Source organism: Methylobacterium sp. 092160098-2 (assembly GCF_028920805.1).
Classification (GTDB): Bacteria; Pseudomonadota; Alphaproteobacteria; order Rhizobiales; family Beijerinckiaceae; genus Methylobacterium; species Methylobacterium fujisawaense.
This window is the reverse complement of the sequence record NZ_JAQPZJ010000001.1, coordinates 1219818-1234620: the sequence shown is the minus strand read 5'-3', so window position 1 is coordinate 1234620 and position 14803 is coordinate 1219818. Positions and strand designations below refer to the sequence as shown.

Below are 14803 nucleotides of genomic sequence, written 5' to 3'. Positions count from 1 at the left end.
CCGGAGGCGGGCGCCCGGATCGCGGGACGCCCTTCGCGGACGGGACTTCGGGCCCGGACCGCGAACGGGTCCGGGACGGACGGTCAGAGCGCCGCGATCAGCGTCCGGATCCGCGCCTGTGCGGCCTTCAGCTCGCTCTCGGCCCCGGCCCGGTCGGCGGCCAGCTTCGCCAGTTCGTCTTCCTGAGCGCCCATACGGGCGAGATAGCGCCGCGCCAGTTCGCTGTCCTTGGGGACGGCGCCGAGATTGCTGCGGATGCGCTCCTGCTCGGCCTGCACCTTCGCCGCGCGCTCGCCGATCTCCTCGACGGTGCGCGTCGCCGCGGCAACCTCCGCGCGGACCTGCGACAGGGTCCTGAGCTTGCCGCCGAGGTCCGGTTCGGCGGCGAGGGAGGCCCACCGGACCAGCAGCGCCTCATCGGCATCGACGAGATCGTAGGCATCGATCTGAACGCGTTCGAACACGGCCTGGGTCTCTGCCGACCCGCCGGCGGGAACCGCGACCTTGAGGCGATAGGCCGTTGGGGTTTCGCTGTCGCGGGCGGAGGACGTGAAGGTCCAGCCATCGCGTCGGGGATGATCGATGATCACGGCCCGGGCGGCGTCCGGCGCACCCTTGATCGTGTAGGTGGTGACCTCACGGGCAATCATCGTCGCGCGTGCCACGCCGTCGACCACCGTGATCTTGGTCAAGGCCTCGCTCGGCTTCGTCTCCGCCTGGACGGCGACCTTCCGGTCGACGGCGAAGCTGGCCAGCCGCTGCTCGCCGACGGGGGTCGCGGGCAGGCGCGCATCCCCGAGGTAGCCGGCCTTGCGGTCGTAGAGGGTGATGAGACCGGCGGGCAGCATCGCGGCGGTGCCGTTGCGGATCCTGAGGGCCGCGATCGGATGGATTCCCTGACCCGGTTTCCAGAGGGCGATCCGCTCGGCCTCGATCTCGGTATCGATGAACGGCACGGACAGCGTGCCGCCGGCGCGGAGATCGACCGGATGCGGCAGCGTGAAGTTGGCCGACACATCTCCCTCGCTGGCCCCGGCACTCGCCGTCGCGGCCGCCGCCTCGTAGCCGGATTCCGCAGCGTCCAGGCGCGCGTCGAGGCGCGCCATCGGAGCCGGAAGGGGCACAGCGGCAGCGGGCGCCGCGGGGGCACGCAGACGGGACAGCGTCTTCGGGGCGACCGTGCCCTGGTCGAGATCGGGCATGCCGACATCGTCGACCATCACCGGCGCCTCCGGTCTCGTGCGCCAGTAACGCCGGTGCAGGCGCTGGAGCAGCGCCACCGGCGATCCGGACGACAGGGTGACGTCGACGCCCTTCCAGTCCGCGCCGAGGGCATTCTCGAGGACCGCCCAGGCCTGCAGATTCGCCCGGCCTTCGCCGCCGTCGACGATGCGATAGCTCGTCTTCCAGACGGGCGCGGCGACGACGTAGGTCAACCGGACCTCGCGCCGGCCGCGTCCCGCGACATCGATCTCGACCCGGTGGGCATCGCCGACCTTGGCCTTGCCGGCCGCGTCGACGGCCGCGGCGATCCTGGCCGCCATGACCGGATCCTGGATCGTCACGGTCGCGCCGTCCTCGATCGGCACGGATTCGAGCGTGCCCGACCCGGTCAGCACGGTCAGGATCGCGACCTCGCCCGCCTCGGTTCCGGCATTACGCTCGGATACGCCGAGCACCCGACCTTCGAGCGTGCGCCCGGCGCTCTGGATCTTGACTGGAATGCCCTGCAGCTTCCCCACGAGGCGCGCCGGCGCGGACAGATCGTCCGCGGTGAACGGCATCGTCCGCAGCGTCTCGTCGACCTGATCCACCCCGTCCAGACGCAGGGCACCGACGGTGCCCAGCGGATCACGCACGACGAGGCTCTTGAGGATGTCGTCGATCTGCTCTGGCCTGACGTTGAGCCCGATCGTCGTATCGCCGTCGACCGCATGAACCAGGGTCACTTCGGCAAGGCCGCCGCTCGAAAGGGTGACGGCGCGGATGCCGTCGGGGGCTGCCATCAGGGGCGGCGCGGCTGCGATCATGGACAACAGGGCTCCGGCTAAGATCAGATGCGATGGGATCAATTCGCCTGTCTCCCGTCAGGGGGCACGCCACCGAGCACGAGGCCACTCTGGCCGACCGTGCGCCGTCCGGCAAAGGCTGCGTGACGCCCGCGGCCGCAAACCGATCGCGGTCCGAGCTCGCCTGCTGTCCGGACCGGAGCACGCTCCCATGCGGCACGGATGCCGCTGAACGAATGCGCAGTGCCTCGTCGACATGCTGCGGCGCGCGGCTGCACGCTAGCGTATCCGGCTGTCTGTGCTCCCGTTCCAGAAGGCGATCGGATCGACGGCCTCGACGACCTCGTCCTTCTTCGATGCGGAGACCCGCATCTCGCAGCCTGCGGTGCCGCCGTCGGACGCGGCGTCATCACCGCACGGAACGGCACTCAAACGCAGGACGACGTCGGCCATAGCGCTGCCGTTGACGGCCCGCCGCGTGATGACATCAGGTTCGTGCGTTGCCGCCTCGGATCCGCAGGAGGCCTTGGCCCTGGCGAGGGCAGCCGCGACGGGCGGCGGGTGATGGTCCGCCGCAGCGAAGCGGGGTTCGGCGAGAATCAGGGCGGCGTGGGCGCGACGCATGCCGCCAGGATCCCCAGGCCCGTCCGCGCTGTCCAGGCAACTAGCTCATCGTGACGCTGGCGGCCGATACGGCACGCGTCGTCACTCGGGATCGCGATCGCGTCGCGAGGGCCGGTGGAACGAAGCCGAGACGGAAAAGGCGGCGCACCCTGTGTGGGCGCGCCGCCCGATCGTCTGTCTCAGGATCAGTTCAGCGTCGCGTTGACCGGCCGCCGCTCGGCTCCGACCGTGACGTCGCCGATCATCAGGCCCAGCGCGCCCAGGCGGACCGGCACTTTCTCGCCGTCATGGATCTTGCCCGAGAGCACCAGCTCGGCCAGCGGATCCTGGACATTCTTTTGGATCACCCGCTTGAGCGGCCGCGCCCCGTAGGCCGGGTCGTAGCCCTTGTCGGCGAGCCAGGTCTTGGCTTCCTCGTCGACCTCCAGGGTGATCTTGCGCTCGTCCAGCAACTTCTGCAGCCGCCCGAGCTGGATCTCGACGATCGCCCCCATCTCCGACCGCGCCAGGCGGTGGAACAGGATGATCTCGTCGACCCGGTTCAGGAATTCCGGCCGGAAGTGGCCCCGCACCACGCCCATCACCTCGTCGCGGACCGCGTCGGTGTCCTCGCCCGCAGGCTGGTTCACCAGATACTCGGACCCGAGATTCGAGGTCATGATCAGCAGCGTGTTGCGGAAGTCGACCGTCCGCCCCTGGCCGTCGGTGAGCCGCCCGTCGTCGAGAACCTGCAGCAGGACGTTGAACACGTCCGGATGCGCCTTCTCGACCTCGTCGAACAGCACGACCTGATAGGGCCGGCGCCGCACGGCCTCGGTCAGCGCACCGCCCTCCTCGTAGCCGACATAACCGGGAGGCGCCCCGATCAGCCGGGCGACCGCGTGCTTCTCCATGTACTCCGACATGTCGATGCGCACGAGCGCCGTGTCGTCGTCGAACAGGAAGCCGGCGAGCGCCTTGGTCAGCTCGGTCTTGCCGACGCCCGTGGGGCCGAGGAACATGAACGAGCCGATCGGCCGGTTCGGATCCTGAAGCCCGGCGCGGGCGCGCCGGACCGCGGTCGAGACCGCCTCCACCGCCTCGCGCTGACCGACGACGCGCTTGGCGAGCGCCTCCTCCATGGCCAGTAGCTTCTCGCGCTCGCCCTCCAGCATCTTGTCCACCGGCACGCCGGTCCAGCGGGAGACGACCCCGGCGATGTGGGCGGGGGTGACGGCCTCCTCCATCATCGCGTCGCGGCCGTTCTCCGACTTGGCATCGGCCTTGGCCTCGATCTCGGCGAGCTGCTTCTCCAGGCCCGGGATGACCCCGTAGGCGAGCTCGCCCGCGCGCTGATACTGACCCTGGCGCTGCGCCGCGGCGAGCTCGTTGCGCGCCTCGTCGAGCTTCTTCTTGAGGCTGGCCGCGGTGCCGAGCTTGTCCTTCTCGGCCTTCCAGCGGGCGGTGATCGCCGCCGAGCGCTCCTCCAGGTCGCCGAGTTCCTTCTCCAGCCGGACCAGCCGGTCGCGGGAGGCGGAATCGGTCTCCTTCTTGAGCGCCTCGGCCTCGATCTTCAGCCGGACGATCTCCCGGTCGATGTTGTCGAGCTCCTCGGGCTTCGAATCGACCTGCATGCGCAGGCGCGAGCCGGCCTCGTCCATGAGGTCGATGGCCTTGTCGGGCAGGAACCGGTCGGTGATGTAGCGGTTCGAGAGCGTCGCCGCCGCCACCAGGGCCGAATCCTGGATGCGCACGCCGTGGTGCTGCTCGTACTTCTCCTTCAGGCCGCGCAGGATCGAGACTGTGTCCTCCACGGTCGGCTCCGACACGAAGACCGGCTGGAATCGCCGGGCGAGCGCCGCGTCTTTCTCGACGTGCTTGCGGTACTCGTCGAGCGTGGTCGCGCCGACGCAGTGCAGCTCGCCGCGGGCGAGCGCCGGCTTCAGCAGGTTCGAGGCGTCCATCGCCCCGTCCGCCTTCCCGGCGCCGACCAGCGTGTGCATCTCGTCGATGAACAGGATGATGCTGCCCTCTGCCGCGGTGACCTCGGAGAGCACGCCCTTCAGCCGCTCCTCGAACTCGCCCCGATACTTCGCGCCCGCGATCAGCGCGCCCATGTCGAGGGCGAGCAGGCTCTTGTCCCGGAGACTCTCCGGCACGTCGCCGTCGACGATGCGCAGGGCCAGACCCTCGACGATGGCGGTCTTGCCGACGCCGGGCTCACCGATCAGCACCGGATTGTTCTTGGTGCGCCGGGACAGGACCTGGATGGTCCGCCGGATCTCCTCGTCGCGGCCGATCACCGGATCGAGCTTGCCGTCCCGGGCGGCCTCGGTGAGGTCGCGGGCGTACTTCTTCAGGGCGTCGTAGGCGTTCTCGGCCGAGGCGTTGTCGGCGGTGCGGCCCTTGCGGAGCGCGTTGATCGCCGCGTTCAGCGAGGCGGGGGTCACACCCGCCGCCTGGAGCGCGCGGCCGGCCTCGGAGTCCTTCTCTACCGCCAGGGCGAGGAGCAGCCGCTCCACCGTGACGTAGGAATCGCCCGCCTTCTCGGCGGCCTTCTCGGCGGTGTCGAACAGGCGCATCAGCTCGCGCGTCGCCTGCGGGGCGGCCGCGTTGCCGGAGACCTTCGGCTGCTTGGCGAGCCACTGCTCGGTCTGAGCCAGCGCCACCCGCGACTGCCCGCCCGCGCGGTCGATCAGGCCGGCGCAGAGGCCTTCCGGATCGTCGAGCAGCACCTTGAGCAGGTGACCCGGCTGAAGCTGGGGATGTCCCTCGCGCATCGCGAGGTTCTGAGCCGCCTGCACGAAGCCGCGGGCGCGCTCGGTGTACTTTTCGAAGTTCATGCACAACCCTCCCGTACCGGCATCCGCCGCCCGATGAGAGGCGCGGCGCCACCGAAACGTCGCCCTCCGGCTATCCGCCGCGCGAGGGCCCCGGCGCCATTGGCGGCCGCCGGTGATCCCGATGTGGTGTTGCAATTGGGCACCACAAGGGGCGATGAAGCTCTTGCGTGACGGATCATTTCAGGGCCACGCTTCGCGCATGACCGCATTGATTCATGTCAGCGCTCTCTACCGCTATCCGGTGAAGGGCTTGAGTCCCGAACCCGTCGAGCGGGCGGACCTCGAGACCAGCGGCTTCTTCCCGGGCGACCGGCTCTACGCCATCGAGAACGGGCCTTCGGGCTTCAACGCGGTGGCGCCCCGCCATCAGCCGAAGACGAAGTACCTGATGCTCATGCGTGACGAGGCGCTCGCCCGCCTGCGCACCCGCTACGAGGATGCTACGGCGACTCTCACCGTCGAGGGCCATGGCGAGCCGCAGGCCTTCAACCTCGACACCGAGGCCGGCCGAGAGGGGCTTGCGGATCTGATGCGGCGGTTCATTCCCGCAAGCCTGCGGGGCGAACCGAAGGTGCTCGCCGCCCCGCCGCAATACCGGTTCACGGATTCCCCGACCGGCTACGTGTCGCTCATCAACCGTGCGAGCGTGGCGGCGGTGGAGGATTATCTCGGCGTGCCCGTGGACCCGCTGCGCTTCCGCGGCAACCTGCTCGTCGAGGGGCTCGACCCCTTCGCCGAACTGGAGATGGTCGGCCAGGTGGTCGAGGCGCCGAGCGGGCTGCGGCTCAAGATCACCAAGCGGACGGTGCGGTGCGCGGCGACAAACGTCGAGCCGACCAGCGGCATCCGCGACTGCGACATCCCCTGGACGCTCGACGCCCGCCTCGGCCACCGCGACCTCGGCGTCTACGCGGAGGTGATCGCCGGCGGGGCGCTGGCGAAGGGCGACGCACTGCGGGTCGTGCGGTGACGGGACCGGAAGAGCGCTCCCATAAGCCCCCGTCATCCTGAGGGGCCGGAGCGCGGCGCACGCCTCGGATTGGGGCTTCAGCCGGCCGCGCGATCCCAGGATTACGCCTTCGAGGCCCGCTTCGCGCTAACCTCAGGATGAGAGGGGGCGGGGAAGCGCCCGAGCCCGCCCTCAGAGCCGCGACACGTAGGCCGCCAGATCCTTGATGTCGGCCTCGCTCAGGCCCTGCGCCACTTCGTTCATGGCGGGATCGTAGCCGGGCCGGGCGTTCGACTTGTAGCCGGCGAGCGCCTTGGCGAGGTAGTCCTCGCGCTGTGCCCGGATCCGCGGGATCGCGTCCCGACCCGCGAGATCCGGTCCATGGCAGGAATTGCACTGGTGCTTGGCGACCAGCGCCTGGGCCCGTGCCGTCAGAGCCGCATCGGCCGGCGGACCGGACCAGGCGGGCGGCGGCAGCGTCGCCACCGCGTCGGCGTAGCTGCGCAGGTCGTCGTCGGAGAATCCGGCAGCCACCTCGTTCATCGGCGGCGCCTCCCGCTGCTTCTCCCGGAACTGGAAGAGCTGCGTCACCACATAGTCCGAAAGCTGCCCCCCGAGCGAGGGCACGCCCTCCGTCGCGGACATGCCCGCACCGTGGCAGCCGATACAGGGGGCGAGGCGCTCCTGCAGCGCCGCGTCCGGGGCGGCGAGCGCCGCACCCGTCAAGAGCAGCCCGCCGAGGGCAGGGGCCAGCCCGCGGATCGACCGGAGGTGGCGGCGCATCACCGGCCGTAGCTGACGCGGTAGATCGCGCCGTTGTAGTCGTCGGACACGAGCAGCGATCCGTCCTTGGCGACCAGCACGTCCACCGGGCGGCCGACATACTTGTTGTCCTGGAGGAAGCCGGTCAGGAACGGCTCCGTTGCTGCGGTCTTGCCGTCCGGTCCGGGCTTGGCCACGACCACGTCGCCACCGAGCTTGGCGGTGCGGTTCCACGAGCCGTGCCGGGCGACGAACATCGCGTCCCGGTAGGCCTCCGGGAACTGCGTGCCGGTGTAGAACCGCAGGCCGAGGGAAGCCGTGTGCGGGCCGAGGAGCGCCGCCGGCGCGGTGAATTCCGAGCAGGAATGACCCCAGCCGTATTCCGGATCCGTGAACGTGCCCTGGTGGCAGTACGGATAGCCGAAATGCTGCTTGCCCGGCTCCGTGAGCACGTTCAGCTCGTCGTTCGGGATGTCCTCCGAGACCCAGTCGCGGCCGTTATCGGTGAACCAGAGCTGCTTGGTCTTCGGGTTCCAGTCGAATCCGACGGTGTTGCGCACGCCGCGGGCGATCACCTCGGCGTTCTTGCCGTCGAGGTCCATGCGCCGGATCTGCGCGTGGGTGTCCGGCGGCATCACGATGTTGCCCGGGGCACCGACCGGCACGTAGAGCTTGTTGTCCGGGCCGATGGCGATGAACTTCCAGCCATGGGCCTCGTCCTTCGGCAGGTCGTCATAGACCAGGGTCGGCTTCGCCGCGCCGTCGAGGTGGTTCGCGATGTCGTCGTAGCGCCAAATCTTCGAGAGCTCGGCGACGTACAAAGCGCCGTCGTGGTAGGCGACGCCGTTCGGCCGATGCAGGCCCGACGCGATGGTCTTCACCTCGCGCTTGCCGTCCCCATCCGCCTTCGGAAGCACCGCGTAGACCTTCCCCACTGTCCGGGTGCCCACGTACAGCGTGCCGTCCGGCGCCTGGGTCATCTCACGGGCATTGGCGAGACCGCTGGCATAGACCTCGATCTTGAAGCCCTCCGGCACCTTCAGCTTGTCGAGCGGCAGCTTGGCGGCCGCGGCCGCCAACGGCGGCCCCGCCACCGGCGCGAGCTTGGCTGCGGCGCCGCCCTCGGGGCGGCCGTACAGCGCCGAACCGCGGTCGACCTGGACGCTGGGCGGCGGGGCCGCGGTGGCGGCCGTCTCCTGTGCCGCGGCGCGGCCGTGGTCCATCAGGCCGAAAGTCAGGCCGGCGAGGGCCGCGGTGAGGCTGCGGATCAGGATCGGCTGGCGGATCGGCGTCATGGTGTCTCCCGGTGGGGACGGTCTCACGGACCGCCCGCTCGCTCTGCACTCTTTATTCAACGGTCGGCTGGAGAGCGCGACCGGGATTGGGGGCGCCGAGGCGACACTCGGCGGCCGCCGTAACGCGGCCCGGGATTACGCGCGCTGCCGTGTCCTCCGCGACCGACGTCGGCTGCCGTGTCGGCTCACCTTGCGTTTTGGGCAATGATCTCCGAAAACGCCCCCGTCCGGGAAGCTTAGGCTTGGCCGGGGCTGCCGGCCGTCCGCCGGAGCCCGGCCGACGCGGCGTTCCGATCCGGTTCGAGGACACGTATCGATGATCGATTACGCGCAGGCGCGGCGGATGATGGTCGACTGCCAGTTGCGGACCTTCGACGTGAACGACAACACGGTGCTCGACGCGTTCGACACCGTGCCGCGTGAGGACTTCGTGCCGAAGGGCCGCGAGCCCTTCGCGTATATCGACCAGACCCTGAGCCTCGGTGAGGCCGGCGGCGAGACCCGCTGCATGCCGGCCCCGATGGTCGTGGCCCGGATGATCCAGGCCCTGCGGATCCGGCCGGGCGTCGCCGCCCTCGACGTCGCCACCGGCACCGGCTACGCGGCGGCGGTCATGGCGCAGCTCGGCGCGCAGGTCACGGCGCTGGAATCGGTGCCCGACCTCGCCGAGGCGGCGCGCACCCGGCTCGGCGCCTCCGCACAGGTTATCGAAGGCCCGATTGCCGCCGGCGCGCCCAAGCAGGGGCCCTTCGACGTCATCCTGATCAACGGCCGCGTCGAGGTCCGGCCGCAGGCGCTGCTGAACCAGCTCAAGGATGACGGCCGCCTGGTCTGCGTGTTCGGCCCGCACCGCAACGCCAAGGTCACGCTCTTCGTGCGTGCCGGCGACGCGTTCGGGGCCCGTCCGCTGTTCGACGCGTCGCTGCCCGGTCTCGAGGCCTTCGCGGCGGAAGCCGGTTTCGCATTCTGACACCGCGCGCCGGATCACCCCCGCCTCCGTCGTCGCGGGCGGAGCGGGCGGATCCGTGACGGGGCGCGCAGGCCGCGATCAGCCGAGCCTGTAATCCCCCAGCCGGGCCCGGCGGGCGCTCCGGCGATACGCCATGACCGAGTCGGGCCAGAGGGTGTTGTTGCGCCCGCTCGCGTCGAGGTACCAGCTGCGGCAGCCCCCGGCCTGCCAGATGCTGTCGGCCATGCGGCTGTGGATCCGGTCGACGAACCGGGCCTGGGCCTCCGGCCGGACCTCGACGGTCTTCGTCCCGCGACGCAGGGCTTTGAGACAGTCGAGGACGTGCTGCACCTGGATCTCGATCATCGAGACGACCGAGTTGTGGCCGAGCCCGGTGTTGGGCCCGAGCAGCATAAAGTAGTTGGGAAACCCCGCGACCGTGATGCCCTGGTAGGCGCCCATGCCGTCGGCCCAGGCCTCGGTCAGAGACCGGCCGCCGCGGCCGACGAGCTTCATCCGCGCAAAGGTCGCGGTCACGTCGAAGCCCGTGGCGTAGACGATCACGTCGAGGTCGTGGTGCCGTCCGGCCTCGGTGGTCACGCCGGTCTCGGTGATCCGGGCGATGCCGTCCGTCTCCAGGGTGACGTTCGGGCGCTGGAGCGCGGGGTAGTAGTCGTCGGAAATCAGCACCCGCTTGCAGCCGAGCCGGTAGCTCGGCGTCAGCTTCGCCCTCAGGGTCTTGTCGGGGACCGCCTTGGCGAGATGGCGCCGGGCCAGAGCCTCGGCCTGACCGGTGAGCTTCGAGACCTTGGTGAAGCCGAGGAGCGCACGCACCTCGTGCAGCCAGAACAGCCGCGCCCGTTCGAGCCGCCGGCTGAACGGCACGCGCCGGTAGCGGCTCTTGGTGCCCTCCGCGATCGCGTGGTCGTTCTTCGGCATGATCCAGGGCGGCGTGCGCTGGAACAGGGTGAGGTGGGACGCGATGGCGGCGAGCTCCGGTACCACCTGGATCGCGCTGGCCCCCGTGCCGATCACCCCGACGCGCTTGCCCTCGAGCGCCACGGCATGGTCCCAGGCCGCCGTGTGGAAGGCGGGCCCGGCGAACGCCTCGCGACCCGGGATGTCGGGATAGGCGGGATGATGCAGCCCGCCCATCCCGGAGACGATCGCGCGCGCCGTGATCGGCCCCCGGTCGGTCTCCACGTGCCACAGGGCGCGCGCCGCATCCCACGTGGCCCCGGTGAAGGTCGTGCCCAGCTGGATCAGGGGCATCAGCCCGTTCCGCTCGGCGGTGTCCGTCAGGTAGGCCAGGATCTCCGGCTGCGGCGCATACATCCGGCTCCAGTCGGCCTTCGGGGCGAAGGACAGGGAGTAGAGGTGCGAGGGGATATCGCAGGCCGCCCCCGGATAGGTGTTGTCGTGCCACGTGCCGCCGATGCCGTCGGCCTTCTCGATCACCCGCAGCGGGCCGATGCCGGCCTGCCGGCACCGGATCGCCATCGCGAGCCCCGAGAAGCCCGCGCCGACGATCAGGACGGCCAGGGTCTCGGACGCGGTCTCGGACGCGGTCTCGGTCATGGCAGAGGGCTCCCGGAGGGGGCGTGGGGCGCGTGCGCCTTCAGGAAGGCCGCGGCCTCGTCGAGGGAGGCCCGCGCCTCCGGCAGCATGCCGGCGGCGAATTGCCAGGCGTGGGACACGACCGGGAAGAGCTTGAGTTCGGTCTCGACGCCGGCCGCGCGGGCCCGCTCGGCCATGCGGACGGAATCGTCGCGCAGGACCTCGCGCGCGCCGACATGGAACAGCAGCGGCGGGAAGCCGGTCGGGTCGCCGTAGATCGGCGAGATTCGCGGATCGGCCGGATCGGCGCCGCCCAGATACATCGGCCGGATCGCCGCGAGGGCCTGCGGGTCGAACATGGCATCGCGCCATGCATTGGAAACCCGTGACCCGTCCTCGGAGACGAAATCCGTGGCGGGGGAGAAGAGGGCCGCCGCCCAGGGCATCGGCAGCCCCCTAGCGCGGGCTTCGCCCATCAGCACGAGGGCGAGGTTTCCGCCGGCCGATTCCCCCGCCACGCAGGCGGCGCCCTCGGCGCTGAACGCCGCCCAGACCGCCGTCACGTCGTCGACCGCCGCGGGGAACGGATGCTCGGGGGCGAGGCGGTAATCGGGGGCGAAGATCGTGAAGCCCCGGTTCGCCAGGGCGCCGGTGACGGGACGGTGCGTCCGGGGCGAGCAGGCGATGAAGCCGCCGCCATGGATGTAGAGCATCCGCCGGCCGGGACCCGCCTTCGGCCGGATCCACTCGCCTTTGACGCCGCCGACGATGCCCGGCTCGTAGGTCACGCCCTTGGGGTCGGGGAAGGCCGGCGCCTCGAAGATGCGGCGGAACGCGGCCACGTCCCGCGCCCGTGCCAGCGGCCCCCGGACCCGGCTTCGGACCATGTAGGCCCCGAGATACGCACGCAGGCTCGCCATCTCAGAGCGCCCCTCCGGACAGACGCACGATCGTCTTCCAGTAGCCCACAGGCATCAGCCGCTGGATCAGCGCGGCATTCTTGGCGTCCTTGCCGACGACGATCCGGGGCGCCCGGGCCTCGATGCCGCGGATGATCGCGGCGGCCGCGTCGGCGGGCGCCAGGGTCAGAAGCTTGCCGAACGCCTCTCGCGCCTTCTCGTCCTCCACGGACGCGCGCTTCGCCGCCTCCGGATCGGTCGGCGGCCGCCGGCCGCGGGCGTTGCGCGAGATGGCGGTGGCGACACCGCCCGGATGGACCACCGTCACCCCGAGTCCGGTGCCGGCATATTCGTGCCGCAGGGCCTCCGAGAAGCCGCGCACCCCGAACTTGCTGGTGCTGTAGGCGACCTGACCCGGCGGCGCGATCAGCCCGAACAGGCTCGACAGGTTGACGATCTGCGCCGCCGGCCGGGCACGCAGCATCGGCAGGAAGGCGTGGCACATCCGCACGACGGCGCGCAGGTTGATGTCGAGCAGCCACTCGAAATCGTCGAGATGCGTCTCGTCGAACCGGCCGCCGAGGGCGACGCCGGCATTGTTGATCAGAATGTCGAGATGCCCGGACCGTTCTGCGACCCAGTCCGGCAGCGCGCGGATCCCTTCGGCATCCGTGAGATCGAGGACGCGGGTCTCGACCGAGACGCCGCGGATCTTGCCGGCGGTGGCCGCCAGCCCGGTCGCGTCCCGGTCCACGAGGAGAAGATTGCAGCCCTTCGCGGCGAGGCCTTCGGCCAGGGCCGCACCGATACCGCTCGCCGCGCCGGTAATCAGGGCCACCGCGCCCGCGAGTTGGAACCGCTGTGCCAAACCGCGCCTCCCCGTATCGTCGACCTGGATCCGTCTTCAGGGGGATAGGCTCGGCCGGCCTGATTGTCTAGGGTGAACACCCTAGACGAGGATGGGATCATGCCGCGGGGCGAGGGCCGCAGGTTCGACTTCGATGTGGAGGCCAGCCCAGAGGCCGGTCCTGCCGTGCCGATCCCGGATACGCGCACGCGAATTCTGGCAGTCAGCCTCGCGCTGTTCAACGCCCGCGGGCTCGGCCGTGTCACGACGGCGGAGATCGCGGCCGCGGCGGGGATCCGCGAGGGCAATCTGCAGTATCACTTTCCGCGCAAGAGCGGTTTGGTCGAAGCCGTGTTCGCCGCCTTCGAGGCGGAGGCCCTGGCGGTGGCCGGCCGCATGCCCGCCGACCCCGCCGCTCCGGAAGCGCTGCTCGGCTACCAGCGGGCGTGGTTCGACCTGATCTGGCGCTACCGCTGCATCTACCGCGACGGGATCGCCATGGTGGACATCGCCCCGGCACTGCGCCCGCGGATCCATGCCCTGCGGGCCGAGACCCAGGCGCTGGCCCGCGGTGTCTTCGAGGCGGCCGTGCGGGCGGGACGGCTGCGGATCGCGCCGGAGGCCCTCGGGCGGCTCATCGACAATGCCTGGATCGTGTCCAGCCACTGGATGAACCATCGCCTCCAGGGGGGCACCACCCTGACGGAGGCCGATCTGGACTGGGGCTTCGCGCAGCTCCGCGACCTGTTCGCCCCCTATCTCGCACCGGACAGCCCGGATTGACGGCGTCTGGCCTGAACCTTCCATACGCTCCGGCCAAGCTCGGAGCCGAAGGACACGATGCTCGACCGCCTGATCCATGCCGGCCTCAGCCTTTTGGTGCTGCTCGCCGTCGCCATCCTGTTCTCGACCAATCGGCGGGCGATCCGTCTCCGCGTGGTGCTCGCCGGGCTGGCCCTGCAGGTGGGGCTCGGTGCTCTGGTCCTGTTTCTTCCCGCCGGGCAGGCCGCGCTGCGGGCTGTCGCCGACGCGGTCGTGACCGTGCTGTCCTACGGCGATCGCGGCACCGCCTTCCTGTTCGGCGGTCTCGTCGAGCCGAGGATGTTCGAGCTGTTCGGCGGCTCGGGCTTCATCCTGGCGCTGCGGGTCCTGCCGCAGATCCTCTATGTCTCCGCGCTCATCGGCGTGCTCTACCATCTCGGCGTGATGCAGGCGCTGGCTCGCCTGCTCGGCGCGGCGCTCCGGCGCATTCTGGGCACGTCCCCCATCGAGTCGTTCTCGGCGGTGATCACCATCGCCATCGGCCAGAGCGAGATTGCCGTCGCGCTGCGCCCGTTCCTCGCCCTGCTCACCGGGGCCGAGTTGTTCGCCGTCATGTCGAGCGGCGCCGCGTCCACGGCAGGATCGATCCTGGCGGGCTACGCGGCCCTCGGCGTGCCCATGACCTACCTGCTCGCCGCCTCGGTGATGGCGATCCCGGGGGGCCTCGTCTACGCCAAGATCCTGATGCCATCGACGGAGCCGACCCGGATCACCACCACCCGGGTCGAGTTCGGCGAGACGCGGGCGGCCAACATCATCGAGGCGGCGGCCGACGGGACCCAGAAGGGGCTCGCGGTGGCGGTCTCGGTAGGGGCCATGCTGATCGCCTTCGTCGGGCTGATCGCCCTGGCGGACGGCCTCTTCGGCATGCTGGGCGGATGGGTCGGGTATCCCGCCGCCTCGTTCGAGGGCGTGCTCGGCTGGGCCCTCGCCCCGCTGGCCTGGCTCCTCGGCGTGCCCTGGGAGCAGGCGACCCTGGTCGGCGGGGCGATCGGCCAGAAGCTCGCCTTCAACGAGTTCCTGGCCTACGCCAACCTGTCGCCGGTCCTGAAGGCCGGCACCCTCGACCCGCGCGCGCAGGCGATCGTCTGCTTCGCCCTGTGCGGCTTCGCCAACTTCGCCTCGATCGCGATCCAGCTCGCGAGCTTCTCCAGCCTCGTCCCGGAGCGCCGCGCCGAGGTCGCCCGGTACGGCCTGCGGGCGATCCTGGCGGGGACGCTGTCGAATCTCACGAGCGCGGCGATCGCGGGGCTGTTCGTGGCGTGAGG

The 14803-nt window shown here is 70.5% G+C and carries 12 protein-coding genes; 4 read left to right on the top strand and 8 right to left on the bottom strand.

The window, feature by feature from the left end; translation table 11 throughout:
- Positions 1–83: 83 nt before the first annotated feature.
- The 3 genes from PQI07_RS05680 to clpB all read right to left on the bottom strand — a co-directional run bounded on the left by PQI07_RS05680 (position 84) and on the right by clpB (position 5455).
- On the bottom strand, positions 84–2030 hold the full coding sequence (locus PQI07_RS05680; protein ID WP_274926234.1) for a DUF4139 domain-containing protein: 1947 nt from the start codon (positions 2028–2030) through the stop codon (positions 84–86).
- Positions 2031–2288: 258 nt separating this feature from the next.
- A complete protein-coding gene (locus PQI07_RS05675) occupies positions 2289–2633 on the bottom strand; it encodes a hypothetical protein (RefSeq protein WP_274926233.1) in 345 nt (114 codons plus the stop codon).
- A 185-nt stretch (positions 2634–2818) separates the two neighbouring features.
- Positions 2819–5455, bottom strand: a complete 2637-nt coding sequence (gene clpB, locus PQI07_RS05670) for an ATP-dependent chaperone ClpB (RefSeq protein WP_043355766.1) — start codon at positions 5453–5455, stop codon at positions 2819–2821.
- A gap of 199 nt (positions 5456–5654) precedes the next feature.
- Between clpB and PQI07_RS05665 the strand changes: the two genes are divergently transcribed.
- Positions 5655–6425, top strand: a complete 771-nt coding sequence (locus tag PQI07_RS05665) for an MOSC domain-containing protein (protein ID WP_043387500.1) — start codon at positions 5655–5657, stop codon at positions 6423–6425.
- A gap of 171 nt (positions 6426–6596) precedes the next feature.
- Here the strand turns inward: PQI07_RS05665 and PQI07_RS05660 are convergent, their stop codons facing one another.
- The gene (locus PQI07_RS05660) at positions 6597–7187 is read right to left on the bottom strand and encodes a c-type cytochrome (protein ID WP_043387502.1); all 591 of its coding nucleotides are present in this window, start codon (positions 7185–7187) and stop codon (positions 6597–6599) included.
- A complete protein-coding gene (locus PQI07_RS05655; RefSeq protein WP_274926232.1) occupies positions 7187–8461 on the bottom strand; it encodes a PQQ-dependent sugar dehydrogenase in 1275 nt (424 codons plus the stop codon). Before PQI07_RS05655 ends, PQI07_RS05660 begins: the two co-directional genes overlap by 1 nt.
- 316 nt (positions 8462–8777) lie before the next feature.
- On the opposite strand from PQI07_RS05655, the gene PQI07_RS05650 reads away from it, so the two are divergent.
- Entirely contained in the window at positions 8778–9431 is a 654-nt protein-coding gene (locus tag PQI07_RS05650; RefSeq protein WP_043349657.1) for a protein-L-isoaspartate O-methyltransferase family protein, read from the top strand.
- A 78-nt stretch (positions 9432–9509) separates the two neighbouring features.
- Here PQI07_RS05650 and PQI07_RS05645 read toward each other — a convergent pair whose 3' ends face one another.
- Genes PQI07_RS05645 through PQI07_RS05635 form a run of 3 tightly spaced genes read right to left on the bottom strand, consistent with a single transcriptional unit; the run spans position 9510 to position 12734 of the window.
- A complete protein-coding gene (locus PQI07_RS05645) occupies positions 9510–10988 on the bottom strand; it encodes a flavin-containing monooxygenase (protein ID WP_274926231.1) in 1479 nt (492 codons plus the stop codon).
- Positions 10985–11887: an alpha/beta hydrolase gene (locus PQI07_RS05640; protein WP_043387506.1), complete on the bottom strand. Its 903-nt coding sequence runs from the start codon at positions 11885–11887 to the stop codon at positions 10985–10987. The genes PQI07_RS05645 and PQI07_RS05640 overlap by 4 nt, the downstream gene beginning before the upstream one ends.
- Position 11888: 1 nt before the next feature.
- A complete protein-coding gene (locus PQI07_RS05635; protein ID WP_053611149.1) occupies positions 11889–12734 on the bottom strand; it encodes an SDR family NAD(P)-dependent oxidoreductase in 846 nt (281 codons plus the stop codon).
- A gap of 99 nt (positions 12735–12833) precedes the next feature.
- Between PQI07_RS05635 and PQI07_RS05630 the strand changes: the two genes are divergently transcribed.
- Together PQI07_RS05630 and PQI07_RS05625 are read left to right on the top strand one after the other, a co-directional pair.
- Positions 12834–13496 carry a TetR/AcrR family transcriptional regulator gene (locus PQI07_RS05630; protein ID WP_051044742.1) on the top strand — a complete coding sequence of 221 codons (663 nt, stop codon included), beginning with the start codon at positions 12834–12836 and terminating at the stop codon, positions 13494–13496.
- Between the two features lie 57 nt (positions 13497–13553).
- The gene (locus PQI07_RS05625) at positions 13554–14801 is read left to right on the top strand and encodes a NupC/NupG family nucleoside CNT transporter (protein ID WP_182591180.1); all 1248 of its coding nucleotides are present in this window, start codon (positions 13554–13556) and stop codon (positions 14799–14801) included.
- Positions 14802–14803 lie beyond the last annotated feature (2 nt).

Excerpts from the sequence above, each read along its gene's own strand:
- clpB (WP_043355766.1), bottom strand. The coding sequence starts at position 5,455 with ATGAACTTCGAAAAGTACACCGAGCGCGCCCGCGGCTTCGTGCAGGCG.
- PQI07_RS05665 (WP_043387500.1), top strand. The coding sequence starts at position 5,655 with ATGACCGCATTGATTCATGTCAGCGCTCTCTACCGCTATCCGGTGAAG.
- PQI07_RS05640 (WP_043387506.1), bottom strand. The coding sequence starts at position 11,887 with ATGGCGAGCCTGCGTGCGTATCTCGGGGCCTACATGGTCCGAAGCCGG.
- PQI07_RS05655 (WP_274926232.1), bottom strand. The coding sequence starts at position 8,461 with ATGACGCCGATCCGCCAGCCGATCCTGATCCGCAGCCTCACCGCGGCC.
- PQI07_RS05645 (WP_274926231.1), bottom strand. The coding sequence starts at position 10,988 with ATGACCGAGACCGCGTCCGAGACCGCGTCCGAGACCCTGGCCGTCCTG.
- PQI07_RS05660 (WP_043387502.1), bottom strand. The coding sequence starts at position 7,187 with ATGCGCCGCCACCTCCGGTCGATCCGCGGGCTGGCCCCTGCCCTCGGC.
- PQI07_RS05680 (WP_274926234.1), bottom strand. The coding sequence starts at position 2,030 with ATGATCGCAGCCGCGCCGCCCCTGATGGCAGCCCCCGACGGCATCCGC.
- PQI07_RS05625 (WP_182591180.1), top strand. The coding sequence starts at position 13,554 with ATGCTCGACCGCCTGATCCATGCCGGCCTCAGCCTTTTGGTGCTGCTC.
- PQI07_RS05630 (WP_051044742.1), top strand. The coding sequence starts at position 12,834 with ATGCCGCGGGGCGAGGGCCGCAGGTTCGACTTCGATGTGGAGGCCAGC.
- PQI07_RS05675 (WP_274926233.1), bottom strand. The coding sequence starts at position 2,633 with ATGCGTCGCGCCCACGCCGCCCTGATTCTCGCCGAACCCCGCTTCGCT.
- PQI07_RS05650 (WP_043349657.1), top strand. The coding sequence starts at position 8,778 with ATGATCGATTACGCGCAGGCGCGGCGGATGATGGTCGACTGCCAGTTG.